A 22,788-nucleotide genomic window follows, 5' to 3' on the forward strand; every position below is an offset into this window, starting at 1 on the left:
TCATCAACGCGCAGCTCGGCCTATATTTCCTGTTATGAAACATTTCATTCCGATCTGTGCGTTATCGGTTGCGTTGGCGCTGCCAGCCTATGCCGAAGAAGACACCGGTAAATCTCTGATGGAGCAGGGGACCGAGCTGTTCTTTGAGGGGCTACGGCAGGAAATGGAACCCGCGCTAGAGGATCTGCAGGGATTGGTCAGCCAGTTTGGCCCAGCAATGCAGTCCTTCTTTGAGGAGATGGGGCCAGCCCTTGCAGAACTGGCGGGTGAGATCGAGGATTGGAGCGCCTATGAAGCGCCCGAGATGCTGCCCAATGGTGACATCATCATCCGCAAGAAACCACCGCAGGATCAGCCGGAGACGCCTGAACAAACGGATGACGATGACGGCGCGACGGAAATTTGACGTTTAACCCCTTACGATCACACGGATTTCAGAATTCAGCGCGTTTGCCAGAGAGTTCAGACGGGCCTCCGCAACTTCGTTAAACAGTGGACGACCAGCTTCTGGCAGCAGCAGCTCAAGCTCGCGCTTTTTGGGGTAGAACCGCAGGGTGCCCATAGTCGCATCGTTTTGCATCCAGAGCATGGCGCCGAACCGCATGGCTTTACCCAGGATCTCAGCTTGTTTCTGATCTTTTTCGTCCAGTAGCTCGTACAAGGGCGCAAACCGGTTGCCTTCGCGTTTGTTGCGGTATCGGTGTTGCAGTGCGAGGCCGATGAAGACTCGCTCGGAGTGTTTCAAACCGCCTAAATTGGCGCGGGTGACATAGTCGAAACAGACTTCGGCGCGGTAATCAGGATGAGCGCGCCAACTGACGTCGTGTAGCAGGCAGGCTGCTTTGACGAGGCGCACACGTGTCTCTGGGGCCGATTTGAATAGCGGCATGACAAAGTCGTACAAATGCTTGCCAAAGCCAGGCAGACGGGCATCTTTCGCCTCGGAAAACCGGCTGGCCTCGATCAGGGGATCGCAGTCGCGCAGGTTTTGCGGCATTTGTTCGTAGAGCAAGCCTTCACGGATGCCATAGCTTGAGATGGCGATATCCTTGGGTTTGAAGGTTCGGATCAGCCGCGCAAGAACATCCATGGCATAGGGGATCAGCGACATGCGAGAGCTGGAAACACCAGCCAGGCTGCGCAGTTTGTCCGGATCACCCTTTTCAATAAACTTGATGGTTTGGTGAACCTGTTTTCTAGTCATGCGGTATTCATGCAGCACGTTCAGGGGGTAGCCCCGGCGCAGCATGTCCAAACGGGCAAAGGCCCGCCAGCTACCGCCCACAAGGAACAGACGGTCGCGCTGCGGTCCCATCTGGGCGCGCAGATCTTCCATCGTAGCTTTGATATGTTTCTTGCGGGCACGCCGCCCGCCTTTGATATCGCGCAGTTTCAACGGACCTAGCGGGGATGTCAGGCAGCGCCCGACCTCTCCGTCGCCGATCTCGGCGAGTTCCATGGACGAGCCGCCGATGTCGCAGATCAGTCCATATGCTCCGGGCCAGCCCAGCAAAACGCCCTGCGCGGACAGGCGGGCCTCTTCCCCACCGTCGATGACTTCAACAGTCAGACCGGTTTCGGAATGGACCTCTTCACAAAAATCCGGACCATCCTCAGCTTCGCGTACGGCAGCAGTGGCAACAACATGTAATCCCGGCAGGCCAAGGTCGTCAGACAAGCGCTGGAAACGGCGCAGCGCAGCCAGCGCACGTTCGCGCCCGCGCGGGTTGAGGCGTCCGGTTTCCGAAAGCCCTGCACCCAATTCGCACATGACCTTTTCATTGTAGAAATAGGCGGGGGACCGCGCTGCGCCGTCAAAGATCACCATCCGGACCGAGTTTGATCCGACGTCGACCACACCCACCCGCGAGAGGGCGCGGGCCTCTGGGTTGTCGAACAACGGTTTTCCGAAAGGCCCCCAGTCCGGGATGTTGGGTTCGGCAGTCTGATCCATATCTCTTCCTGGTATTCCGGTGCCAGAATGCGAAATCGTCGGGTGTCGGTCAATTGTCGGATTCATCATCCGCTGTGTCCGTGTTCAGCACCCGAATGGCCAGCGCGCGGGTGATTTCGCGCTTTTCCGATAAGGCGAGATGGTCCAGCCGCGCCACCACGTCGGCCGCGGTTTCAAAACGTCGGTCCATATGTTTGACCAGATAGGCAATCACGTCCGGGCCGGGGTTCAATTGGCGGTCAACGAACAGCTTGGCCAGAACGGCCCCCAACAAAGCGTCATCGGGCGGATCAAGGGCCACGTGGTGCGCGCCTTCGATACGGCTTTGCAGATCGGGTAGCGGCAATTCCCACAGCTTCGGTGCCAACCTCCCGGTCATCAACAGCGCATGACCTTCCGCCAACACGAGATTGTGCAGATGGAACAAGGTCTTCTGCTGATCGAGGTCTCCCGCGACCATGGGGACGTCTTCGATCGCAATCGGTGTGCGGGCCAGATTGGGTACGTCTTCATACTGGACGTCTCTGGCTTGGATGATCCGGCCACCGGTTTCGGCTGCCCAAACATGGGCCAAGTGCGTCTTGCCCGCCCCGGCAGGGCCGCTGAGCACCAGTTTGTTACCGGGCCATGAATTGGCCGAGATCATCGCAACGGCCAATGCGTTGGCTGGGGAGACAAAAAAATCCTCGCGACCCAACGCAGTTTTGGCCGGGAGATCAAAGCTCAGCTGTTGGGCCATTTATTCGTCTTCCTGTTTCAGCCCGTCTAAGCCGGTGTACAAACGGCTGTCCAGATAAATTGAGGTGAGGAACCGAGCCACCACTCCCAGCGCGGCGGCAACGGGCACTGCGACCAGCATGCCCACAAAGCCGAACAATGCGCCAAAGACCGACAGGGCCAGCAGCAGCCAGACAGGGTGCAGGCCGACTGAGTGGCCGACCAGTTTGGGGGTCAGGAAATTGCCTTCGGTGACCTGACCCAGCGCAAAGATGCCCGCAACCAGCGCAATGTGAACCCAATCTCCCCAGAACTGAAAAAGGGCGAGGCCAATGGCCAGTGTGCCACCGATCAGTGCACCGAGATAGGGGATGAAAGTGACCAGCCCGGCAATGAAGCCTACGATCAGGCCGAACTGCAAGCCAACAATCATCAGCGCCACGGCATAGTAGGTGCCGAGGATCAGACACACAGTCCCCATACCGCGAACGAACGAGGCAAGAACGTCATCAATCTCGCTCGCAAGACGCTTGATCGTGGGCGCGTGATCGCGTGGTAACAGCTCTCCGATGCGGGCGATCATCCGGTCCCAATCCAGCAGCAGGTACACAGCCACAACGGGCACGATCACCATCAGCACCACGACGTTGATGGCTGAGCCCAGAGAAGCGGCAACCGATTGCAGCACGTCTCCGGTCTTGGATTGAAGTGTTTCACCGAGCGAAACGAGGAACTGGTGCGAGTTGGATTCACGGTCCAGAAGGGACGGGAACTGTTGTTCGATGAAGCCTCGCAGTTGCTTGACAAGGCTCGGCATGAACTCAACCAGATCGATCAACTGAGTGATCAGCGCTGGTACGACCATCAGGATCGCCAGTACAAAACCCAGCACACCGACAACGGTAATGATCGCCGTGGCGGCCATTCGCGACAGCCCCATATTTTCCAGCCGGTCCGCAATCGGGTCAAGGAAATAGGCAATGGCTCCACCGATCACGAAGGGTAGCAGAACATCGCCAAGGGCCCACAGAAGCAGCACAAAGACCGCAGCAGCAATCCCCCAGTACCTGAGCTGATCCTTCACCGGCAAAGCCATGGCTGTCCTCTTGTTTTCGGCTCTTGCTGATGTTCTTGGCGTATGCGGCCCGGCGATGCAAGCGCTTCATGCCTCGGACGAATTCCCGCCGCTAGTCGCTGAGCGTGCCCAGTTCAGGGGTGCTGTTATCGGCCGCCTCGTCCGGCCAGTTTGTGCGCCAGATCTCAGCCGACCAGTGTCCGCAATGTACGGACGGGCGGTCAAAGCCGGGCAGAGGCGGCAAGAGGGGTTCGACCACCACATCGTGGCGTGGGACTGCAAAATAAGGAAAGGAATAACGTTCCTTGCCCGAGCGGTTGACCACCCGATGTGGCGTGGATTTCAACCTCCCGCCGGACCAAAGCTCCAGCATGTCGCCAATATTGACGATAAAGCCGCCCGGCGGGCAATCAGGGGTGATCCAGCCTCCATCGCGGGTTTGCACCTCAAGCCCGCCAACAGGGTCCGGTGAGATGATGGTCAACGCGTCGGTGTCCTTGTGCGGGTGGATGCCGTAGCCGCCCTCATCCGGCGCCTGAGGGGGATAGTGCAACAGGGTCATATTGGTCATCGGGTCGCGGAAGGCGTCGCGCAACTGGCGGGTCGCTAACCCGAGGCCGATTTCAAGTGCGCCAAATAGCATGTCGGCAACGCGATCCAATTGGGACCAATAGTGAAGAATGGCATCGCGTGCGTCCGGCACCTGTGGTGGCCAGACATTCGGGCCGTAAAGTGCGCAATCGCTGCGGATAGAAGCGTCTTCAGCCACATCGTAATGCAGCTTGTAGCCTTCGTATTTATCCGCGTTGCCTGATCCGTCATTAGGCGTGAAGAACCCCATGGGAATGAACCCGCGATAGTTCTCGCGGGTTATCGCCTGTTGCCACTTAACGTCTTCCTCAATGCTGAAGATCGCCTGAACGCAAGATCGCATTTCCTGAACGGTTTCGGTCGAAATGCCCGTTCCAGTGATCGACAGAAACCCGATTTCGGTGCAGGCATTCATCACCTTCTGAACAGTCTGATCATAGTCCACATGCGCCGTATCGTGCAGCGGAGTGATGTCGATGGTGGGTATACGTTGCATCAGTGAATCCTAACGCCTTGACGGTCGAGTTCGGCATGGACTGCGGCCAGGTTCAGCTCATCCAACTCCTGATTGCTTTTCAGAGATAGCGCCGCCGCTATCCCGGCACCCTGACCCATGACCGCGCAGCAGGCCATGTTTCGCGTCGCGGCATGGGCCACCTTGTCCGCTCCATGCGAGCGACCTGCGACCAGCAAGCCCTTGATCCCCTTCGGCAGCATCGAGCGATAGGGCACCTGCATATACCGCCCGGTGGTCGGCAGGATCAGTATGCCATAGCCGTCGATGAACTCGGGGTAGATGCCGATCGTATCCTCGAACCGCCCCTGATGGCGGGCGTCGTTCTCGGTCATGTTGTAGATCGCGTTGATCTTGCGGGTGTCGCGGATGCCGATGGTCATGCCAAAGTTTCGCAGCCGGGCGTTTTCACAGCCGGGCATGAACCGACGCAGCGCTTCGATCGCCAGCATGGTCTGGCGTCGGCCCTCGATTTCTCCCCGTGTCAGGCTGTCGGGATCAGTACCGTCGATCTCGGCGAGGTGGATGAGGTTCATATAGGTCAGCTCACCAGTATCATGCATAGCGCCCCAAGTGCCTGCGATGGTGTTCAGATGCGGCGGGATCAGACCCTCTTCGATGGCTTGTGCGAAGGGTTTCTTGACGAAGGGCGAGAACATGTCGTCCTCTTTCCCCGAGGTTTCGATGTTCCACTCACCGCCGCCACCCCAGTCTTTGTAGGTCTGTGGGTCGGCCTTCACGCCCTCCATAAACGCACGCTTATCGACACCAGCCAGATGGAACATGACTGAGGCCGCCATCATTTCTTCCCGCGGAGTTTTGTGCGTTGGAGCCCCCGCTCGATGGGCCACGTCGGCGTCGCCAGTTGCGTCGATCACCACCTTGGCCAGGATCGCTTCGCGCCCGGCCTTGGATTCGGTGATGATGCCAGTGATCCGGTCGCCTTCAAGGATCGGGGCAACGAACTGTCGGTGCAGCATCGGGTGAACACCCGCCTCTTCGACCAGTTTGTCGGCCACCAATTTGAACCCTTCGCTGTCCAACTCATAGCTCAGCGACTGGCTTTCGGGCACGGCTGCGCCCATCTCTTTGGCGCGGGTTTCGAACTCCATTCCGATGCCGCCGGCCTCAACTGTCTGTTCGTGGCGATACCAGGCGAACCCTTCGACGCCCACGGCGGTGATGTTGCCACCCATGCATCCGAAGCGGTCGACCAGAGACACCTCGGCCCCGGCACGCGCTGCCGCCAGCGCAGCGGACAGCCCGGCGGGACCGGAGCCAACGACCAGAACGTCGGTTTGGTGAACAACAGGGATCTGACGGGCGGGTTCCTGAATGGTCTCCATCGGCGCCTCTTGGAATTTACATTCCTGTCACAATTGAAAACCCTGACTGGCGGGTCAATCAAAAAACCGACTGACCTGAGGTCGCAAAATCGCCAATGGCCGATTGCCCCCGGCGGGGCTTTGGAATAAGGACCCTTGAAGTCCAAATTCACCTTTAAAGGTTCACCAATGCGCCTCAGCCGTTACTTTCTGCCCGTTCTCAAGGAAAACCCCTCCGAGGCTCAGATTGTCAGCCACCGGCTGATGCTGCGCGCGGGGATGATCAAGCAGGCGTCTGCCGGGATTTATTCATGGCTGCCGCTGGGCTTCAAAGTCCTGCGCAAGCTGGAAAACATCGTGCATGAGGAGCAGGCCAAGGCAGGTCATATCGCGATCCAGATGCCAATCCTGCAATCGGCGGACCTGTGGCGCGAGTCCGGTCGTTATGACGATTACGGTCAGGAAATGCTGCGGATGCAGGACCGTCACGGTCGAGACATGCTGTATACGCCCACAGCCGAGGAGTTGGTGACCGACATCTTCCGCGGCCATGTCAGCAGCTACAAAGACCTGCCGCTGACGCTCTACCAAATCCAGTGGAAATTCCGTGACGAAATCCGCCCGCGTTTTGGTGTGATGCGGGGGCGCGAGTTCTACATGAAGGACGGCTACAACTTCGACCTGACCAAAGAGGACGCGCTGCACGCGTACAATCGCCATCTGGTCAGCTATCTGCGCACCTACGAGCGCATGGGCCTGCAAGCCATCCCGATGCGCGCCGATTCCGGCCCCATCGGTGGTGATGACACACACGAATTCCTGGTGTTGGCAGATACCGGTGAGTCAGAGGTGTTTTACGACAGCGCCGTCACTGACCTGACCTTCGGTGACCGTCAGATTGATTATGACAATCGCGAACAGTGCCAGGCCATTCTGGAAGAGTTCACCTCGAAATATGCCCGCACGGACGAAACACACGATGAGGCTCTGTTCAACCAGGTCCCCGAAGAGCGCCGCCGCGTGGCCCGTGGGATCGAGGTTGGTCAGATTTTCTACTTCGGCACCAAGTATTCCGAGGCGATGGGCGCGACCGTGCAAGGCCCCGATGGCAAACCAACACCGGTCCATATGGGCAGCCACGGCATCGGTGTCAGCCGCCTGATCGGCGCGATCATCGAGGCCAGCCATGACGACAAAGGCATCATCTGGCCAGAGGGTGTGACGCCGTTCCATTGCGGTATCGTCAACCTCAAGCAAGGCGACGACGAAGCGGATGTTGCCTGTGAGAAGCTCTACGGCGCGCTGACAGCGCTGGGGCTGGAGCCGCTGTATGACGACCGTAACGAACGGGCAGGGGGTAAGTTCGCTACCATGGACCTGATCGGTTTGCCGTGGCGCATCACCGTTGGTCCGCGCGGTCTGAAAAATGGTGTGGTTGAACTGACCTGCCGCCGCACTGGCGAAAGCGAAGAACTGAGCCCCGAGGCCGCAGTCACGAAAGTCGCCGAAATCTATGAGCGCACCGTCTGAGCAAGGCGGATTTCCGCAGACCTCGGTCGTCACGGTAACCGGAAACTGATTGAAGTAGGGGCGTGGAGAGCAAGTCTTAGCGGCCCTCGACAGAGATCAGATTCAGAGGTTTCGTGACGTCGAGCACGTTGTCTGCACCGGCCAGTCCGACCACGGTTCTCAGGAATTTCATAAGGACGGAATGAACCAAGCGGTTGAGCGCTGTGCCAGCGAGTATTTTCTGTTTCTCAACTCGAATGTCTTGGTTGCAGACGCCGATAGACAACTGAACGTCAAAAAGATTACCGAGCCCAACAAGTTCGACTTTGTATTAGGCGAGACTGTCTTTTTAGATGAAGAAAGTAACCGCGGTCACCTCCGCCGACAGACAAAGACTTTGCAACGCAAGGTCCAGTTCAGGGAGAGCTATCAGGTCCTTTGCGATTCTGGTCGTTCCGCAAGAATGTCGCCATCCGCACTGTTGCCTCGTGCCACTACAATCGGACGTCCTAGGCGTCTGACCAGATCCCTGAGTTCGAAGCCCAGAAAACGTATCCCACAGACCCTTTCGTCGGTTGCGCGATCCGTGATGCACAACCGCCCCTGACGGAAAACCAGTCGGTATCCTTTGTCTTTTAGGATGTCGGCCAAACTGGCCCAGCTTGCTGCTTTGTCGAAGACGGGGCGGATTGTTGCACGCAAAAGCGCTGCGGTCTCACAATCCAGATCTGTTGATGCGTTTCGGACCAAAATCGGGTCCAGTATTTCTGTACTACTCTTTACAAACATGAGCGTCTCCCGCTCTAAAAATTGTATCCCCCTTAATGATAGGGTGACAATGTTACCAAAAATAAGTAAGGGGCGAAATATAATTACTTATATACTGTTGCATTTCGAGTTCAGTCACTCACGCAATAACCTTATTGGCAACATATCTGAAACAATCTGGATTTGTCTGTGAAGGGCGTCACAACCAATAGTGTATCCCGAAATTTCTCCATCTCCCTGTGCCAGAGCATTCGTCCGACTTGGTGAGTGATTCGAGTGTTGCTCACAGCGTTGCTTGTCAGAATGAGCAGCTCGCATAACCTGCTTGACCATCCGGCGAAATGCCGAAAGGGTCGCCTCAAACCAAAAAAGCCCGGAGCAGATATGGCCAAGACGCCCCCGCCCTTTGCCCCCTTCGAATGGAAGATCGCCTGGCGATACCTGCGCGCACGCCGGGCTGAGGGCGGCGTCAGCGTTATGACCTGGATCTCACTGATCGGGATCACACTGGCCGTGTTTGCCTTGATCGCGACGCTGGCGGTGCGGTCTGGCTTTCGGTCAGAATTCGTGGGTACAATTCTTGGAGCCAACGCGCATGTTACCGTCTATTCGGCCGGCAATTTCGATGCGCAGGGGCAATTGGATCGCACTATCGAGGATTACGACAGCGTCGCCGACCGCATAGCGCAGGTACCGGGCGTGCAGCGCGCTGCGCCCTTGATCAAAGGACAAGTGCTGATCACCAATCGAGAGCGCAGTAGCGGGGTCGAAGTATTCGGTATCCGGCCCGACGATCTGAAGGACTTGCCGGGGGTTGCTGAAAGCGAGCAAGCAATCGGTGACCTGTCGCTGTTCCAAAATGGAGAGGACGTGATCGCCATAGGCTCGGGCGTGGCGCGTAGTATCGGGGCAACGGTCGGAGATACGGTTAAGCTGACATCGCCTAACGGGGTGAAGACGGCCTTTGGCACCTCACCGCGGGTGAATGCGTATCGGGTGGTCTATGTGTTCTCGGCCGGGCGCTATGATATCGACCGCACGCGCGTCTACATGCCGTTCAATCAGGCGCAGAGCTTTTTCAACCGCGAGGGTGTGGCCGATGAGATCGAAGTGATGGTTGATCGCCCCGAGGAACTTACACCGATCCTGATCCCCATCCTTGAGGCCGCGGGAGAGCGCAGCCAGATCTGGACGTGGCAGGACGCCTCGGGCGGATTCCTGCGTGCGCTGGAAGTCGAGGACAACGTGATGTTCATCATCCTGTCGATCCTCGTGCTGATTGCGGCGATGAATATCGTTTCGGGTCTGATCATGCTGGTGAAGAACAAGGGGCGCGATATTGGTATCCTGCGGACCATCGGCCTCAGTGAAGGCTCGGTCCTGCGCGTGTTCTTCATTTGTGGCGCATTCACAGGGATCATCGGCACCGTGATGGGTGTGGTTCTGGGCTGTCTGTTCGCAATCTATATCGACCCGATCTTCTCGTTCGTGAATTACGTCATGGGAGGCGGCGTCTGGGACCCGTCCATTCGCGGCATCTATGCGCTGCCCGCTGAGTTGCACCTGTCGGACGTGCTCAAGGCGATTGGGCTGTCGTTGGGTCTATCCTTCTTTGTCACATATTTCCCCGCCCGCCGCGCGGCGCGGCTGAACCCGGTTGAGGCGCTGCGCTATGAATGATGTGACGATGCGGTTGAACGGTCTTACCAAGACCTATCTGAAGGGTACGCCGGGCGAGGTACAGGTGCTGCGCGGCGCCGATCTGGAACTGCGCGCGGGCGAGGCGGTGGCGCTGGTTGCGCCCTCCGGCGCGGGTAAGTCGACCCTTTTGCACATTGCTGGTCTGCTAGACACACCCGATGATGGCTCGGTCGAGATTGCGGGACAAAACGCAACTGGTAAGGGGGATCGTACCCGTACCGCTCTGCGGCGGCGAGATGTGGGGTTTGTGTATCAGTTTCACCATTTGCTGCCGGAATTTACAGCGCTGGAAAACATCACTCTGCCGCAACTGGCTAATGGCGTTTCCGAGAAGGCTGCGCAAGACAGAGCCATGTCATTGCTGGACCGCGTCGGCGTTGCGCCGCGCGCGGATCACCGCCCCGCCGCTCTGTCGGGAGGTGAGCAACAGCGTGTCGCCTTCTGCCGGGCACTGGCTAACAAACCGCGCGTGTTGCTGGCGGATGAGCCGACGGGGAACCTTGACCCCGAAACTTCGGATCAGGTGTTTGACGCACTGATGGCGCTGGTTCGGGACGAGGGGCTCTCGGCGCTGATCGCCACGCACAACATGGATCTGGCGGCACGGATGGATCGAAAGCTGCGGTTGGAGGGCGGTGCGCTCAAGCCAGTTGAGTGATGGCTACGCCTGCGGCCATCACGGCGATTCCTCCAGCGCGCACCCATGTCAGCGGCGTGACCTGCGCGCCGAACAGGCCGAAATGGTCAATGGCTGCCGTACTGATCAACTGACCCAGCAGCACAAAGAACACCGCATTGCCGACGCCGAAATGAGGCGCGACATGGGTGATCGACAGCACGTAAAAGGCAATCAGGACACCCGCAAGTAACAGGTGTTTGGGGGCCTGCGCGACTTTGGACAGAGCGCTCATTCCAGGAAACAGGATCATCACCAGCGCGGAAGCTCCGAACGCGATGGCGAAAAGCACGACGGCGGCGGCGGTCGGTGAACCGATAAGTCTGCCGAGGGCTGCGTTCAGCGCGGCAAGGATCGGCACACCTATCCCGGCTGCCAGCATGATGGCTGCGTATTGTGTCATCGCCTGTATCCTCCCGCTTCGTTGATCTGGATCATTGCGCCAAGCCGACCGTCGGGCAAGCTGCAAATGTCAATCTTGACAGGAGGATGCGATGATCAGACCACTACTTGGCGTAGTTTCAATCGGGGTGCTCATGGCGGCCTCACAAGCCGCAACGCAAGACGTGGATACCGGGGCCGAATTGTATCAGCACTACTGTGCCACCTGTCACGGGCTCGAGGCGACCGGGCATGGTCCGATGGCGGGTGTGCTGGTCATTCAACCGGTTGACCTGACCAAGCTGGCAGATGAGAACGGCGTTTTCCCCGTTGCCCGCGTTGTGGCGCGGATAGACGGGCGCGACCCGCTGGTGAGCCACGGCAGCCCGATGCCGGTCTATGGGCCGTACTTTGATGGGCAGGATACCTCAATGAAAACACCCGAAGGGCAGCCTATCCTGACCAGCCAGCCGATAGTGGATCTGGTTGCTTATCTGGAGACCCTTCAGGGGCAGTAGGTCCTAGCGGCAAATGCCTTCGATCTCGGCGCCGCCCCACGGGATCACGATATCGCGCTCGCGCGGCCGGTCCGGCAGTGGCGACAGATCGAAATGTACACCCAGCATGTCGTGCAGGCGCTGGGTTCGAGGGGCCTGCGGATCCAAAGCCCGGCAACAGATATATTCCTCGACTATCGCGCCTTGTTGTTCAAAGCCGTAGGACAGAAAGTCGGGCGATGTGTCCAGATCGAATAGGTAAGGGTCTTTGTTGCCGCTATGCTCGGCCGCAGCCCGCAAGGGGTGGTAGCCGGTGACTTTTCGGTTCTGCCATTGCCAAACATGGGTTAGCTCATGCGCCAGCAACATGGCCCCGATTAGGTTCATCTGTTCGGGGAAGTCGGACATATAGTCCTCAAGGTACCACTCTTGCGTGAAATAGACCTTGTTGAACAGCGCCACAGCGGCAGGCTTTCCCGTCACAATTCCCTCTTTCGGGGGCGGCAGGATACGTTCGCGGCATGCAAGGCGCGGACGAGACTTGCGGTAATAGGTAATCGGCGCGACCGGTGCGCCCTCGACAAGGCGTACTCGGTCCAGATTCAGTGTGTCACCCTGAACGGTGCCCGCAAAGGCGCGCTCCTGATCCGTCAGCGGACGACCGCAGGAGGCTAACAGCAAAAAAAACGTCATCAAAATGCGCCAAGCCATACTTGAAGCCTAATCCGATGCATCCGCTCTGCAACTGGTTTTCACAGGCTCATCGCCAATACGCGGCTTATTTCCGTCAGTGACCGCCCGGACTGGTCCATCCATGTGTTGAAGGCGTCTTGCACGGCTGCCATCGCTTTTTTTGAACTCGGAGACTTATCGACTACGCCTTCGGCAATCAGGCGTGCGGTTACATCCTGCGAAAGGATGAAACTGTCGCGCCCTGCGAACCGCATTGCGTACTGGGCAGAAGCCCCGCCAAGACGTGACCCGCGTTTGGCCAACATCGCGAGCAGACCAATGTAATCGGTCGAAGGCCAGCCTCCCAGAACATGACCCACACCACCTTCCTGACGCAGCTCTAGCAGAAAGGCCGCGTTGTCCCGAACAGTGGCGATCTTGGTGCCGTTGCGTACGATGCGTTTGTCCTGAAGCAGGGCGTCGAACTTCTCATCATCCATGAACGCGCAACGCCCAACATCGAACCCGTCAAAGGCGGTTTCGAATCCGCCCCACTTGTTTTCAATAACCTTCCAATTGAACCCGGCCTGGAAGATACACTTGGTGATGATCGAAAGCCAACGATCATCGGGCAGGGCGGCAAGCTCTGCAACGCTTCTGGGTTTGGTCAGCTTCGCTTCCAGAGCGTCTGGCCCGCCGTGCCGGTTGGCGGCCATAGAGAATATCTCATCGAAATGGTGCATCGGGGTCCTCCGCCCGCAGAGTTGCGTGTTCCTCGTCGGGTTGCAAGGAGCCCTCGGCTTGCAGGGAACAATCCAACGTCGTGTTCCACTTGATTTTGGACAAAGACCATACTGAATGTCGGGCTTAAATCGGGATCAACGCTAATGGAGACTACAATGCTGGGTTGGGCCCTATTTCTTGCCGCACTGATCACCTTTCTGCTAACCCACGCCATCCCGGCGCGGCCCGCCATGCGTGGGCGTCTGATCGAGATGATGGGCCGTAAGAGGTATTTTGCAGCCTATTCCGCTTTATCTCTATTGGTGTTGGGCTGGCTGATCGTGGCCGCGGCACAAGCGCCTTATGTCGAGGTGATTCCGCCGCTCGCCGTCCTGCGCTGGGTGCCGCTGCTGGTTATGCCGGTTGTTTGCTGGCTGGCCGTGGCTGGGCTAACGATCCAAAATCCGTTTTCCTTCGGCGGGCTGGGACATCAACGATTCGACCCTGAAAAGCCGGGCATTCTGCGGACGACACGCCACCCGCTTTTAGCTGCCTTGATGCTGTGGGCGCTGGCGCATCTTTTGGCCAATGGCAGTCTGTCTCACGTCATTCTGTTTGGCCTGTTTGCGGGATTTGCAGCCTGGGGTATGGCTTTGATCGACCGGCGCAAGGCGCGCGACATGGGGATCGAATGGACGCGCCTGTCCCGGAACACTTCGCGATTTTCCCTGCGCGCTCCGGCCCCTTGGCCCAGCCTTTGGATCGGTATATTAGCGCTTGCTGTCTTTGTCGTTCTGCTTCACCTGCACGCACCTGTGATCGGCCTTTCGCCCCTGCCGTAACGCAAGGAGTGGTCGGACTGGGCCATGCGTGCTATCTGGAATGTCACACTTTAGACTATGAGGGTCTTTAAATGTATCTGGCCTATGTCACCACCACCGATCGCGGTGCGACTGATCGCTTGCTGAGCACGGTTGCCGAACACTTGCTGGCCAAAGGTGCCAGGCTGGCCGGTGTGGTGCAGACGAACACTGAATGCGCCGACAGCAGCAAGTGCGACATGGATGTTCGCGTTCTGCCCGACGGAGAGACCATCCGCATATCCCAATCGCTGGGTGAACATGCGCGAGGGTGCCGTCTGGACCCGGCAGCTCTGGAACAAGCGGTGGGGCTGGTTACCAGTTCGCTGAAAGATTCACCGGAACTTTTGATCATCAACAAGTTTGGTAAGCATGAATCCGACGGCCGGGGTTTTCGTCCCGTGATCGCCGAGGCACTGGCTCATGACATCCCGGTTCTGGTTGGTGTGAATGGTCTGAACAACGACAAGTTTCAGACTTTCACGGACGGTGCCGCCGAACAGATCGAACCCGATCTTGAGGCCATCATAGCGTGGTTCGAGCGCGTCAGTTCGCAGCGCGCGGCTGCTGCCTGACGTGTGGATCCGTGAATTAAGGTGTTTCAAGAAAGCTGTGCTGCAATTCATTCTGGCGTTCAGGAGAAGGCGCCGGGCGTGATACTTTGGCATCACAAAAATATTTGAAGCGCAACATTGTTTCGTTTTCATGCCCCAAAATGAAAGTTCATGACAATCGAAGGTCAATCGCCTAAAGTCACTTATTAAACTGATAATACAAGACGCGGGTGGGCATATTGGAGCAACTGGCCTTTACTTTCGAGATGGGCGTCGTTTGCGCGCTTTTGGCTTTCACCGTTTTTCTGTTTGTTTCTGAAGTTGTCCGAATAGACCTCTCTGCCATTTTGGTTCTGGTTTTGATCGGATTGCTTAGTTATGCGCCGGGGCTTGAGAATCTCGCCGACGTGCCGCATTTGTTCGATGGCTTTGCATCCAATGCTGTGATCTCGATTATAGCCGTCATGATAGTCGGAGCCGGCCTGGACAAGACTGGCATTATGAACAAGGTCGCGGCGATCATTCTGAAATACGGCGGTACTGCGGAAAACCGGGTTTTACCCATCGTTTCTGGGACAGTTGGTGTAATCTCGTCTTTCATGCAGAACGTAGGAGCCGCTGCCCTTTTCCTGCCGGTGGTCAGTCGTATCTCGACAAGATCGGGCATTCCACTGTCGCGCCTACTGATGCCGATGGGATTTTGCGCCATTCTGGGTGGCACGATGACCATGGTCGGATCGTCTCCACTGATCCTACTGAATGATCTGATCCAGACCGCGAACGCTGGTTTGCCTGAGGGGCAGAAAATGCAGGCCTATGGCCTGTTCTCGGTCACGCCCATTGGTCTGGCTTTGATTCTTACCGGCATTGCCTACTTCCTTCTGCTTGGTCGCTGGGTTCTGCCCGGGGATGCGGGTTCGGAGAACACGGGGTCTAGTCAGGGGACGCAGGAATATCTTCAGCGGGTTTACGGGCTCAAGGCCGATGTTTTTGAGGTTGTCGTGCCAGCCGACAGCCCGCTGGTCGGGCAGATTCTGGCCGACATCAACCAAGAGAACCACCTTTACATTATCTCGACCTTTTATCGGGGCAAGACCTCGATGGTTCAAGTGCTGACAGCCGAGATCGCAGCACCGTGCAGGTTGGCCATCATCGGACGGCGCTGGGATATCGAAGAATTCGCCAAGAAATTCGGTTTAAAGATTCTGCCGGATCTGGATGTCTTCGTGGAAGAATTTGCCCCAACCAATGCCGGGATCGCCGAGGTGGTCGTCACGCCCGACAGCAAGCTGATCGGCAAATGTCCGCGCGAGCTGTTGTTTCGCAAGACCTATGGCATGTCGCTGCTGGCCATTCACCGGGGAGAAGAAACGCTAAGCCATGTGGAAACCGAGGATCACGAATCCACGCAAATCGGGCTCGAGAATTTCCAGGCAGGCGACATGCTGGTAGCTCATACCCGCTGGGACAACCTGATGCGCATCAAGCGCGATCCAGATTTTGTGGTGGTCACAACTGATTTCCCGCAGGACGAATTGCGACCAAAGAAAGTTGGCTGGGCGTTGGCGTTTTTCGCCATTTCGCTGTCTCTGATCCTGTTTACGGATGTGCGTCTGTCGCTCTGCCTGCTGACTGGCGCGGCTGGAATGATGCTGAGTCGTGTGCTGAGTGTGGATGAGGCGTATCGGGCCGTGGGGTGGAACACTGTTTTCCTGCTGGCCTGCCTGATACCCTTAGGGCAGGCGGTGCAAAACACGGGCACAGCGGCCTGGATCGCGCAGCAGATCATGATCATCCTCGACGGCTGGCCGATCTGGTCGCTGCAGGCCGGAGTCGCGATTCTGGCGACAGCCTTTTCGCTTGTGATGTCAAATGTTGGGGCCACAGTGTTGCTCGTGCCACTTGCCGTGTCCATCGCAGTCGCAGCCGGGGCTAATCCCGCTGTCTTTGCACTGACCGTCGCAATATCGACGTCCAACAGCTTCATCATCCCGACGCACCAGGTAAACGCCCTGATCATGGGGCCGGCCGGGTACAAGGTGATGGATTTCGTGCGTTCGGGTGGAGTGATGACGGTGCTGTTCCTCATCGTTTCTTTGGTGATGCTCAATTTGTTGTACTAGAGTTCTCGGAATCTCAGGCGTGATTGCATCCATTGAAATCAGCACAAACTAGCATAACCGCTTACTGCGATTTCTGCACCATAACTCTTTAATCTGTCAGAGAAATGGTGGGCGACCCTGGAATCGAACCAGGCGTGCGTCTCCGCGAGGGAGTTACAGTCCCCTGCCACACCTTGCGGCCTGTCGCCCACTGTCAGGCGTTGCACCTGACGTGGAGGCGTGATTACTAGCGCCTTAAAGGAGCGTCAACAGGAAAATTCCGCTTTGGCGCAGGAAACCGAATTCCCGGTCCGGAGGCCCAAGAAAATGAAGAAACCCAAGTGGGTCGTTGAGAAGGAGCAGGCGCGCAAAGCGGCTGCCGCGGAAACCGTCTGGCTGTTCGGCCTGCACGCTGTGCGGGACGCATTGATGAACCCGAAGCGGCAAAAACTGCGCCTGATCGTAACGCGGAACGCGCGCGATAAACTGGCCGAAGCGATTGAATTTGCAGGGATTGAGGCCGAAATGGTTGACCCGCGCAAATTCACAGCGCCAATTGACCCGGGCTCGGTTCATCAGGGGGCGGCGCTTGAGGTGAAGCCTCTGGACTGGGGTGGGCTGGCCGAGACCTGTATCGGTCGCGAACATCCCCGCGTGATTCTGTTGGACCGCGTGACCGACCCGCATAATGTTGGGGCGATTCTGCGTTCGGCAGAAGTTCTTGGCGCAAGCGCAGTAATCGGCACACGGCACCACTCGGCGCCCGAAACCGGTGCCCTGGCAAAAACGGCCAGCGGTGCGCTGGAGCGTCAGCCCTATTTGCGCGTACGCAATTTGGCTGATGCCATTGTTGAGTTGCAGAATATGGGTTTCTTGGTTCTGGGCTTGGATGGTGAAGCTGATGAGACGATCGAAACGGCTCTGGGGGCCAAGCTGGATCGGCCGGTTGCGCTGGTGCTTGGAGCCGAAGGACCCGGATTGCGGCAGAAAACCAAAGAGACTGTTGACCGGTTGGTGAAAATCGACGCAGCTGGCGGGTTCGGGTCGCTCAACGTCTCAAATGCGGCTGCAATTGCCCTATATGCCTCAAGGCACAGATAGACAGGAGGCACCCATTCCCAGCCCGTCCAAAATCGCCACCTGCTGCTATTGCGGGACCCGCGCTGCGCTGGTTCTGAAAGGGCAGCAACGTCATGAGTTGAGCTGTTCAAGCTGCGGTGCGCCGCTGCACGACCTCAAGATGGTGCCTAAGCGCAAACTGACCGAGAGCAAGGTCAGGCATGACAGCAGGAAATCTGCCAGCTCGTACAAGAAAAAGAAGCCGAAAAAGAAAAAAACTATGTTCTCGCGCGTTCTGGACGAAGCGTGGGACGCAATCGAAGACATCTTTGATTGACATGGTGTCCGGGCGACACAGGTGATCACAACCCCGTTAATTGGGGTTCAACTTGGGCCGAAATATTGCATCTTGAGACCCTGATGTTTTTTGATCTGAAGTCCGAGATGCTGACTCGACGTTTTCTGCTGGGCGCAATGGTCGCCTCCTTCATCACTCCTGCTGTGAAAGCGCAGGAGATGCCTGTGTATTTCGCGACCGACGGCGCCGCGATGGCGGGGTACGATGTGGTCTCCTATTTCGACGGTGAATCACCTGTGCGTGGTCAACCAGAATACTCGGTTGTCTGGAAAGGGGCTGAGTGGCATTTCGCCTCGGCTGAAAACCGTGACGCGTTCGAACGTGACCCGCGGTCCTTTGCGCCTCAGTTCGGTGGGTATTGCGCCTATGCTATGGCGCAAGGCGTTCTGATCAGCACGGATCCCTTGGCCTGGCAGGTGGTGGATGGCCGCCTGTATCTGACCCATTCGTTGGAAATCGAAGAAATGTGGCGCGAAGCCAGTGCCGAATATATCCGCATGGCAGAGGCGCATTGGCCGGTAATCCTCTACGAACAATAGGCGGCTTTCCGCTTTTCGTGATCTGTCATCACAAAAATGCGCACCCCCTCTTTTTTTCTCTCAACTTATGCCTAAATGTCACAGTGACCGCGGAACGGAACTGCCGCGGGTCATTTCACTGTCCCTCGTTCCAACAACTGGCGCTCAGGTTCGACCTGAGCGCTTTTTTCTTTGGGGCGTCCAGAATAGGGTGCGGCCATGACTGACTACTCTGACGCATTTCTGAAAAAGGTCCTGCAACGCACTAAAGTGATTGCAGTGGTGGGTGTTTCGATGAACCCGGTGCGGCCCAGTTATTATGTGGCGCGGTATCTTTCGTTGAAAGGGTACACGGTGATCCCGGTCAACCCGGGCCACGCGGGCAAAGAGATGTTTGGGCAGTCGGTCCGGGCGTCGTTGTCAGAGATTTCCGAGCCGGTGGATATGGTCGATATCTTCCGCCGATCCGAAACTGTGCCGCCGATTGTGGACGAGGCCCTGGCTGCATTCCCGAACCTGCGTACGATCTGGATGCAGATCGGCGTCGAACACACTGATGCCGCTGCTGCCGCTCAGGCGCGTGAGGTCGATGTGGTAATGAACCGCTGCCCCAAGATCGAGTTTCAGCGCTTGTTCGGTGAGTTGCGCATGGGTGGGTTTGCGACCGGAGTGATCTCGTCGAAGCTCTAAACTCTAGCTGCTGACATAGGGTAAAAGTTCGCCATACTGTTCCACACGGCGCTTTTCCAAAACAACTTCGCGCGGCACCCACTCGTACTTAGTGTCGTCGATCAGGGGCGACCAGAAAAGCACTCCACCGTACCGCCACGGGTCCAGCACCACGCCGTCATACATTGTTTCACCCTTGCGGCTGATGATGGCGGTGCTGTGGTCAATTCGAAACGGGTTGTCCGCATTGGCGATGGCGCGGTGCAGATCAAGCGTCTGGAAGTTCTCCTGCTTCAGACGGCGCTCGATATCCTCGGCCCAGTGCCAGCACAGCCCGCGCGGGCGCAGGCCCTTGTTGACCTTGGCGTTGTGGATCAGGGGGGGATCGGTAATCTCATATTCCTGCACCAGCTGCGCGGTATAGGAATAGGCGATACGGGCGGCGCGGTCGGCCTCTTCGGGGTCGATATCGGGGCCTAGGCTGCGGATTTCCGTCGCAAGCCGTTGTACCTCGTCTCCGGTCGACGCTGGCGGGGTAGCGCAGGCCGACATTGTCACAAGGGCCAGCACGCAGGCCAAAGCTCTGATCATCCTAATGCCCTTCGATCTGTGGACCATGAAGGCCGATCATAAAGGGCAGAGCGCTGCGAAGAAACCCTGCGCTTACCCCTTGGGGCGCGCGGCTTTTTCAGAGATCCCACTGATGCCCTGACGCCGGGCCAGTTCCGCCAGAACATCCTCAAGCGCCACGTCACGTGCGGCCAGCATGACCAGCAGGTGATAGAGCACATCTGCAGCCTCGGCTGTCAGCCCAGCCTTGTCGTCCTTGACCGCTTCGATGATGGCCTCTACGGCTTCTTCCCCGAATTTCTCGGCACATTTTTCGGGGCCTTTGGCCAACAGCTTGGCAGTCCAGCTGCTTTCAGGATCAGCACCTTTGCGGGCCTCGATGGTGGCGGCCAGATCGTGGAGAATGCTCATGTCAGCCTCATCGGAATGCCTGCGGCGGCCATGTGCTCTTTGGCCTCGCGGATGGTGTATTCACCGAAATGGAAGATCGAGGCAGCAAGTACGGCGCTGGCCCCGCCCTCGGTCACGCCTTCGACCAGATGGTCGAGATTGCCGACACCGCCCGAGGCGATCACCGGCACATCCACCGCGTCGGAAATCGCACGCGTCAGGGGCAGGTTGAACCCCGCCTTGGTCCCGTCGCGGTCCATCGAGGTTAGCAGGATTTCCCCTGCGCCCTTGGCAACCACGGTCTTGGCGAATTCCACCGCATCGATGCCGGTGGGTTTGCGGCCACCGTGAGTAAAGATTTCCCATTTGCCGGGGCTCACGGTCTTGGCGTCAATCGCGCAGACAATGCACTGGCTGCCGAATTGATCCGCCGACTCCGCGATCACATCGGGATTCGCCACCGCAGCTGAATTGAAGCTGACCTTGTCGGCACCTGCCAGCAACAGCGCGCGCACGTCGTCCTTGGTGCGGACGCCTCCACCCACGGTCAGAGGGACAAAGCACTGTTCTGCCGTGCGCTGGACCACGTCAAACATGGTGCCACGGTTTTCGTGGGTGGCGTGAATGTCCAGAAAACAAATCTCATCCGCACCGGCGGCGTCATAGGCCTTGGCCGATTCCACCGGGTCGCCCGCATCGCGCAGGCCAACGAAATTCACGCCCTTGACCACACGGCCATCGGCGACATCCAAACAGGGAATGATGCGGGTTTTCAGCATGGGCTTTCCTTTGTTGTCCGCACCTGTACCGGCAAAGCCTCGCCGATGCCAGACTTGTGATTGTCACTGCTTTCAAACCTGTGAAATCTGTTCCCAAATTCATCAGGAGATCAATGAGATGCGAAACCTCTTTTTGACAACCACCTTCATTTTTGCAGGAGCAGTTGCCGCAATGGCTGACGATATCATCAAGGTAAACACCGACAAATCAGTGTCCGAGGCACTGGACGCGCTGGAAGCGGCCGTTGGGAATTCGGGCGCAACTGTCTTTGCACGGATCGACCATGCGGCGGGCGCGGAAAAGGTTGGGCTGACCATTCCGGCCAACCAGGTGTTGATCTTCGGGAACCCGGCGCTGGGCACGCCCGCCATGCAGATCGATCCGCGCGCAGGGCTATTTCTGCCGCTGAAAGTGCAGGCGTATGAAGATGAGAACGGTCAGGTCTGGCTGGCCTATGAGGACCCGAAAGAGACCATGGACGAGCTCGACGATGTCGAGAACTCTCCGGTCATCGAGAAGATGCGCGGCGCGCTGGCCAAATTGACCTCGGTCGCCGCGCAGTAAGCTTGTTACGAAAGGGCGCGAATGGCCGCATTCAGGTCAATCGCGCCATCATAGAGCGCGCGGCCTGAAATGGCGCCGTTCAGTTCCACACCGCAATCACGCAGGGCGATCAGGTCGTCCAGAGAGCTTACGCCGCCCGAGGCGATCACGGGGATCGACACGGCGCGCGCCAGATCTGCGGTCGCTTCGATATTCGGACCTTGCATCGCGCCATCTCGGTTGATGTCGGTGTAGATGATTGCTGCCACGCCTGCGTCTTCGAAACTGCGGGCGAGGTCCGTCACCTGTACGTCGGTTTCTTCGGCCCAGCCTTTGGTTGCGACCATGCCGTTGCGAGCGTCGATGCCTACGGCGACCTTGCCAGGGAAGGCCTTCGCCGCCTCGCGAACCAGATCGGGGTTCTCGACCGCCACGGTGCCCAGAATGACCCGGGCCAGCCCTTTGTTGATCCAGGTCTCGATCGTTGCCATGTCACGAATGCCGCCGCCCAATTGGGCGGGTACGCTGCAGGCTTTGAGGATCGCCTCGACAGGCGCGGCGTTAACCGGCTCACCCGCAAAAGCTCCGTTCAGGTCCACCAAATGCAACCACTCGCACCCGGCTTCGACAAAGGCGCGGGCTTGCGCTGCAGGGTCCTCATTGAACACGGTGGCCTTGTCCATTTCACCACGCAGCAGGCGCACAGCGTTGCCGTCTTTGAGGTCGATGGCGGGGTAGAGGATCATGTCAGGCGGCCCTATATCTTGGTCAGTCGCGCGGGATATCGCACAGTCAGGGCAGGGGATGCAACGCGACGCAAAGTCATTCTTGCCCGAAGCTCGTCAGCGGGCCAGAGTGAGGGCAAAACAGGGAGAGCATTATGAAGAAATTTCTACTCGCAGCAGGATTTGCCGGCATGGCAACGACGGCGTTTGCCGCCGATCCGGTGGACGGGCTATGGAAGACCCAGCCAGGCGATACCGGGGGTTATTTGCACGTTTCCATCGCGGAATGCGGCAGCGCAATTTGCGGCACCATCGACAGCGCCTTTGACGGCGATGGCAATCAGCAGTTGGAATATGAAAACTTAGGAAAACAGATCATCTGGGACATGGTGCCCGAGGGTGATGGTCAGTACGACAGCGGTAAAATCTGGGCGCCGGACCGGGACAAGACCTACAATTCGAAGATGACCTTGGACAGCCAGAACAAGCTGACTGTCAAAGGGTGTGCGGTTGGAGGTCTGGTCTGCCGTGGGCAGACCTGGACACGGGTTCAGTAG

The 22,788-nt window shown here is 57.9% G+C and carries 27 protein-coding genes and 1 tRNA gene; 14 read left to right on the forward strand and 14 right to left on the reverse strand.

The window, feature by feature from the left end; all coding sequences use genetic code 11:
- Positions 1–34 precede the first annotated feature (34 nt).
- On the forward strand, positions 35–406 hold the full coding sequence (locus tag ABLN94_RS04525) for a hypothetical protein (protein ID WP_352989679.1): 372 nt from the start codon (positions 35–37) through the stop codon (positions 404–406).
- Between the two features lie 3 nt (positions 407–409).
- On the opposite strand, the gene ABLN94_RS04530 is transcribed toward ABLN94_RS04525, so the two are convergent.
- The 5 genes from ABLN94_RS04530 to ABLN94_RS04550 all read right to left on the reverse strand — a co-directional run bounded on the left by ABLN94_RS04530 (position 410) and on the right by ABLN94_RS04550 (position 6,197).
- The gene (locus ABLN94_RS04530) at positions 410–1,954 is read right to left on the reverse strand and encodes a Ppx/GppA family phosphatase (protein WP_352989682.1); all 1,545 of its coding nucleotides are present in this window, start codon (positions 1,952–1,954) and stop codon (positions 410–412) included.
- Between the two features lie 49 nt (positions 1,955–2,003).
- Complete coding sequence (locus ABLN94_RS04535; RefSeq protein ID WP_352989684.1) at positions 2,004–2,693, reverse strand: HdaA/DnaA family protein; 690 nt, start codon at positions 2,691–2,693, stop codon at positions 2,004–2,006.
- On the reverse strand, positions 2,694–3,767 hold the full coding sequence (locus tag ABLN94_RS04540; RefSeq protein ID WP_170489957.1) for an AI-2E family transporter: 1,074 nt from the start codon (positions 3,765–3,767) through the stop codon (positions 2,694–2,696). It lies immediately after the preceding gene.
- Positions 3,768–3,858: 91 nt separating this feature from the next.
- Positions 3,859–4,833: an isopenicillin N synthase family dioxygenase gene (locus ABLN94_RS04545; protein WP_352989688.1), complete on the reverse strand. Its 975-nt coding sequence runs from the start codon at positions 4,831–4,833 to the stop codon at positions 3,859–3,861.
- Complete coding sequence (locus ABLN94_RS04550) at positions 4,833–6,197, reverse strand: FAD-dependent oxidoreductase (RefSeq protein ID WP_352989690.1); 1,365 nt, start codon at positions 6,195–6,197, stop codon at positions 4,833–4,835. The genes ABLN94_RS04545 and ABLN94_RS04550 overlap by 1 nt, the downstream gene beginning before the upstream one ends.
- A 168-nt stretch (positions 6,198–6,365) precedes the next feature.
- Between ABLN94_RS04550 and proS the strand changes: the two genes are divergently transcribed.
- Positions 6,366–7,706 (forward strand): proline--tRNA ligase, encoded by a 1,341-nt coding sequence (proS, locus tag ABLN94_RS04555; protein WP_352989693.1) that lies wholly within the window; start codon positions 6,366–6,368, stop codon positions 7,704–7,706.
- Between the two features lie 408 nt (positions 7,707–8,114).
- On the opposite strand, the gene ABLN94_RS04560 is transcribed toward proS, so the two are convergent.
- Positions 8,115–8,474, reverse strand: a complete 360-nt coding sequence (locus tag ABLN94_RS04560; RefSeq protein ID WP_352989696.1) for a hypothetical protein — start codon at positions 8,472–8,474, stop codon at positions 8,115–8,117.
- Between the two features lie 363 nt (positions 8,475–8,837).
- Here ABLN94_RS04560 and ABLN94_RS04565 point away from each other — a divergent pair, with 363 nt between their 5' ends.
- Positions 8,838–10,133: a lipoprotein-releasing ABC transporter permease subunit gene (locus ABLN94_RS04565; protein ID WP_352989699.1), complete on the forward strand. Its 1,296-nt coding sequence runs from the start codon at positions 8,838–8,840 to the stop codon at positions 10,131–10,133.
- Positions 10,126–10,812: an ABC transporter ATP-binding protein gene (locus ABLN94_RS04570; protein ID WP_352989702.1), complete on the forward strand. Its 687-nt coding sequence runs from the start codon at positions 10,126–10,128 to the stop codon at positions 10,810–10,812. Before ABLN94_RS04565 ends, ABLN94_RS04570 begins: the two co-directional genes overlap by 8 nt.
- On the opposite strand, the gene ABLN94_RS04575 is transcribed toward ABLN94_RS04570, so the two are convergent.
- The gene (locus tag ABLN94_RS04575; RefSeq protein WP_352989705.1) at positions 10,796–11,233 is read right to left on the reverse strand and encodes a DMT family transporter; all 438 of its coding nucleotides are present in this window, start codon (positions 11,231–11,233) and stop codon (positions 10,796–10,798) included. The genes ABLN94_RS04570 and ABLN94_RS04575 overlap by 17 nt on opposite strands.
- A 91-nt stretch (positions 11,234–11,324) precedes the next feature.
- On the opposite strand from ABLN94_RS04575, the gene ABLN94_RS04580 reads away from it, so the two are divergent.
- Positions 11,325–11,729 carry a cytochrome c gene (locus ABLN94_RS04580; protein WP_352989707.1) on the forward strand — a complete coding sequence of 135 codons (405 nt, stop codon included), beginning with the start codon at positions 11,325–11,327 and terminating at the stop codon, positions 11,727–11,729.
- A gap of 3 nt (positions 11,730–11,732) precedes the next feature.
- Here ABLN94_RS04580 and ABLN94_RS04585 read toward each other — a convergent pair whose 3' ends face one another.
- The gene (locus ABLN94_RS04585; RefSeq protein ID WP_352989710.1) at positions 11,733–12,419 is read right to left on the reverse strand and encodes a hypothetical protein; all 687 of its coding nucleotides are present in this window, start codon (positions 12,417–12,419) and stop codon (positions 11,733–11,735) included.
- A gap of 41 nt (positions 12,420–12,460) precedes the next feature.
- Positions 12,461–13,123 carry a DNA-3-methyladenine glycosylase I gene (locus ABLN94_RS04590; protein ID WP_352989712.1) on the reverse strand — a complete coding sequence of 221 codons (663 nt, stop codon included), beginning with the start codon at positions 13,121–13,123 and terminating at the stop codon, positions 12,461–12,463.
- A 156-nt stretch (positions 13,124–13,279) separates the two neighbouring features.
- On the opposite strand from ABLN94_RS04590, the gene ABLN94_RS04595 reads away from it, so the two are divergent.
- From ABLN94_RS04595 to ABLN94_RS04605, 3 genes are all read left to right on the forward strand, one after another.
- Positions 13,280–13,945 carry an NnrU family protein gene (locus tag ABLN94_RS04595; protein ID WP_352989715.1) on the forward strand — a complete coding sequence of 222 codons (666 nt, stop codon included), beginning with the start codon at positions 13,280–13,282 and terminating at the stop codon, positions 13,943–13,945.
- Between the two features lie 71 nt (positions 13,946–14,016).
- Entirely contained in the window at positions 14,017–14,538 is a 522-nt protein-coding gene (locus ABLN94_RS04600; RefSeq protein ID WP_352989718.1) for a DUF2478 domain-containing protein, read from the forward strand.
- Positions 14,539–14,783: 245 nt separating this feature from the next.
- Positions 14,784–16,640: an SLC13 family permease gene (locus ABLN94_RS04605; RefSeq protein WP_352990161.1), complete on the forward strand. Its 1,857-nt coding sequence runs from the start codon at positions 14,784–14,786 to the stop codon at positions 16,638–16,640.
- A 105-nt stretch (positions 16,641–16,745) separates the two neighbouring features.
- Here the strand turns inward: ABLN94_RS04605 and ABLN94_RS04610 are convergent.
- A tRNA-Tyr gene (locus tag ABLN94_RS04610) sits at positions 16,746–16,829 on the reverse strand.
- A gap of 117 nt (positions 16,830–16,946) precedes the next feature.
- On the opposite strand from ABLN94_RS04610, the gene rlmB reads away from it, so the two are divergent.
- The 4 genes from rlmB to ABLN94_RS04630 all read left to right on the forward strand — a co-directional run bounded on the left by rlmB (position 16,947) and on the right by ABLN94_RS04630 (position 19,244).
- Complete coding sequence (gene rlmB / locus ABLN94_RS04615) at positions 16,947–17,720, forward strand: 23S rRNA (guanosine(2251)-2'-O)-methyltransferase RlmB (RefSeq protein WP_352989720.1); 774 nt, start codon at positions 16,947–16,949, stop codon at positions 17,718–17,720.
- Positions 17,701–18,015 carry a hypothetical protein gene (locus tag ABLN94_RS04620; protein ID WP_352989723.1) on the forward strand — a complete coding sequence of 105 codons (315 nt, stop codon included), beginning with the start codon at positions 17,701–17,703 and terminating at the stop codon, positions 18,013–18,015. Before rlmB ends, ABLN94_RS04620 begins: the two co-directional genes overlap by 20 nt.
- An 83-nt stretch (positions 18,016–18,098) precedes the next feature.
- Positions 18,099–18,575, forward strand: coding sequence for a YHS domain-containing (seleno)protein (locus ABLN94_RS04625; protein WP_352989725.1), 477 nt, complete (start codon positions 18,099–18,101; stop codon positions 18,573–18,575).
- 198 nt (positions 18,576–18,773) lie between these two features.
- Positions 18,774–19,244, forward strand: a complete 471-nt coding sequence (locus ABLN94_RS04630; protein ID WP_352989728.1) for a CoA-binding protein — start codon at positions 18,774–18,776, stop codon at positions 19,242–19,244.
- 3 nt (positions 19,245–19,247) lie between these two features.
- Here the strand turns inward: ABLN94_RS04630 and ABLN94_RS04635 are convergent, their stop codons facing one another.
- The 3 genes from ABLN94_RS04635 to hisF form a co-directional block, all read right to left on the reverse strand.
- Positions 19,248–19,814, reverse strand: coding sequence for a hypothetical protein (locus tag ABLN94_RS04635; RefSeq protein ID WP_352989731.1), 567 nt, complete (start codon positions 19,812–19,814; stop codon positions 19,248–19,250).
- Between the two features lie 72 nt (positions 19,815–19,886).
- Positions 19,887–20,204, reverse strand: coding sequence for a phosphoribosyl-ATP diphosphatase (locus ABLN94_RS04640; RefSeq protein ID WP_352989733.1), 318 nt, complete (start codon positions 20,202–20,204; stop codon positions 19,887–19,889).
- Complete coding sequence (hisF, locus tag ABLN94_RS04645) at positions 20,201–20,962, reverse strand: imidazole glycerol phosphate synthase subunit HisF (RefSeq protein WP_117872606.1); 762 nt, start codon at positions 20,960–20,962, stop codon at positions 20,201–20,203. The genes ABLN94_RS04640 and hisF overlap by 4 nt, the downstream gene beginning before the upstream one ends.
- A 172-nt stretch (positions 20,963–21,134) precedes the next feature.
- Between hisF and ABLN94_RS04650 the strand changes: the two genes are divergently transcribed.
- Positions 21,135–21,527: a DUF302 domain-containing protein gene (locus ABLN94_RS04650; RefSeq protein ID WP_352989736.1), complete on the forward strand. Its 393-nt coding sequence runs from the start codon at positions 21,135–21,137 to the stop codon at positions 21,525–21,527.
- Between the two features lie 5 nt (positions 21,528–21,532).
- Here ABLN94_RS04650 and hisA read toward each other — a convergent pair whose 3' ends face one another.
- The gene (hisA, locus tag ABLN94_RS04655; RefSeq protein WP_352989739.1) at positions 21,533–22,252 is read right to left on the reverse strand and encodes a 1-(5-phosphoribosyl)-5-[(5-phosphoribosylamino)methylideneamino]imidazole-4-carboxamide isomerase; all 720 of its coding nucleotides are present in this window, start codon (positions 22,250–22,252) and stop codon (positions 21,533–21,535) included.
- A 134-nt stretch (positions 22,253–22,386) separates the two neighbouring features.
- On the opposite strand from hisA, the gene ABLN94_RS04660 reads away from it, so the two are divergent.
- Positions 22,387–22,788, forward strand: a complete 402-nt coding sequence (locus ABLN94_RS04660) for a DUF2147 domain-containing protein (protein ID WP_170489892.1) — start codon at positions 22,387–22,389, stop codon at positions 22,786–22,788.

The organism is Ruegeria sp. SCP11 (assembly GCF_040329455.1).
In the GTDB taxonomy this organism is placed as follows: domain Bacteria; phylum Pseudomonadota; class Alphaproteobacteria; order Rhodobacterales; family Rhodobacteraceae; genus Ruegeria; species Ruegeria atlantica_E.

What these genes read in the sequence shown, in the direction of transcription:
- ABLN94_RS04525 (WP_352989679.1), top strand. Translation starts at nt 35, where the DNA reads ATGAAACATTTCATTCCGATCTGTGCGTTATCGGTTGCGTTGGCGCTG.
- ABLN94_RS04530 (WP_352989682.1), bottom strand. Translation starts at nt 1,954, where the DNA reads ATGGATCAGACTGCCGAACCCAACATCCCGGACTGGGGGCCTTTCGGA.
- ABLN94_RS04535 (WP_352989684.1), bottom strand. Translation starts at nt 2,693, where the DNA reads ATGGCCCAACAGCTGAGCTTTGATCTCCCGGCCAAAACTGCGTTGGGT.
- ABLN94_RS04540 (WP_170489957.1), bottom strand. Translation starts at nt 3,767, where the DNA reads ATGGCTTTGCCGGTGAAGGATCAGCTCAGGTACTGGGGGATTGCTGCT.
- ABLN94_RS04545 (WP_352989688.1), bottom strand. Translation starts at nt 4,833, where the DNA reads ATGCAACGTATACCCACCATCGACATCACTCCGCTGCACGATACGGCG.
- ABLN94_RS04550 (WP_352989690.1), bottom strand. Translation starts at nt 6,197, where the DNA reads ATGGAGACCATTCAGGAACCCGCCCGTCAGATCCCTGTTGTTCACCAA.
- proS (WP_352989693.1), top strand. Translation starts at nt 6,366, where the DNA reads ATGCGCCTCAGCCGTTACTTTCTGCCCGTTCTCAAGGAAAACCCCTCC.
- ABLN94_RS04560 (WP_352989696.1), bottom strand. Translation starts at nt 8,474, where the DNA reads ATGTTTGTAAAGAGTAGTACAGAAATACTGGACCCGATTTTGGTCCGA.
- ABLN94_RS04565 (WP_352989699.1), top strand. Translation starts at nt 8,838, where the DNA reads ATGGCCAAGACGCCCCCGCCCTTTGCCCCCTTCGAATGGAAGATCGCC.
- ABLN94_RS04570 (WP_352989702.1), top strand. Translation starts at nt 10,126, where the DNA reads ATGAATGATGTGACGATGCGGTTGAACGGTCTTACCAAGACCTATCTG.
- ABLN94_RS04575 (WP_352989705.1), bottom strand. Translation starts at nt 11,233, where the DNA reads ATGACACAATACGCAGCCATCATGCTGGCAGCCGGGATAGGTGTGCCG.
- ABLN94_RS04580 (WP_352989707.1), top strand. Translation starts at nt 11,325, where the DNA reads ATGATCAGACCACTACTTGGCGTAGTTTCAATCGGGGTGCTCATGGCG.
- ABLN94_RS04585 (WP_352989710.1), bottom strand. Translation starts at nt 12,419, where the DNA reads ATGGCTTGGCGCATTTTGATGACGTTTTTTTTGCTGTTAGCCTCCTGC.
- ABLN94_RS04590 (WP_352989712.1), bottom strand. Translation starts at nt 13,123, where the DNA reads ATGCACCATTTCGATGAGATATTCTCTATGGCCGCCAACCGGCACGGC.
- ABLN94_RS04595 (WP_352989715.1), top strand. Translation starts at nt 13,280, where the DNA reads ATGCTGGGTTGGGCCCTATTTCTTGCCGCACTGATCACCTTTCTGCTA.
- ABLN94_RS04600 (WP_352989718.1), top strand. Translation starts at nt 14,017, where the DNA reads ATGTATCTGGCCTATGTCACCACCACCGATCGCGGTGCGACTGATCGC.
- ABLN94_RS04605 (WP_352990161.1), top strand. Translation starts at nt 14,784, where the DNA reads ATGGGCGTCGTTTGCGCGCTTTTGGCTTTCACCGTTTTTCTGTTTGTT.
- rlmB (WP_352989720.1), top strand. Translation starts at nt 16,947, where the DNA reads ATGAAGAAACCCAAGTGGGTCGTTGAGAAGGAGCAGGCGCGCAAAGCG.
- ABLN94_RS04620 (WP_352989723.1), top strand. Translation starts at nt 17,701, where the DNA reads ATGCCTCAAGGCACAGATAGACAGGAGGCACCCATTCCCAGCCCGTCC.
- ABLN94_RS04625 (WP_352989725.1), top strand. Translation starts at nt 18,099, where the DNA reads ATGTTTTTTGATCTGAAGTCCGAGATGCTGACTCGACGTTTTCTGCTG.
- ABLN94_RS04630 (WP_352989728.1), top strand. Translation starts at nt 18,774, where the DNA reads ATGACTGACTACTCTGACGCATTTCTGAAAAAGGTCCTGCAACGCACT.
- ABLN94_RS04635 (WP_352989731.1), bottom strand. Translation starts at nt 19,814, where the DNA reads ATGATCAGAGCTTTGGCCTGCGTGCTGGCCCTTGTGACAATGTCGGCC.
- ABLN94_RS04640 (WP_352989733.1), bottom strand. Translation starts at nt 20,204, where the DNA reads ATGAGCATTCTCCACGATCTGGCCGCCACCATCGAGGCCCGCAAAGGT.
- hisF (WP_117872606.1), bottom strand. Translation starts at nt 20,962, where the DNA reads ATGCTGAAAACCCGCATCATTCCCTGTTTGGATGTCGCCGATGGCCGT.
- ABLN94_RS04650 (WP_352989736.1), top strand. Translation starts at nt 21,135, where the DNA reads ATGGCTGACGATATCATCAAGGTAAACACCGACAAATCAGTGTCCGAG.
- hisA (WP_352989739.1), bottom strand. Translation starts at nt 22,252, where the DNA reads ATGATCCTCTACCCCGCCATCGACCTCAAAGACGGCAACGCTGTGCGC.
- ABLN94_RS04660 (WP_170489892.1), top strand. Translation starts at nt 22,387, where the DNA reads ATGAAGAAATTTCTACTCGCAGCAGGATTTGCCGGCATGGCAACGACG.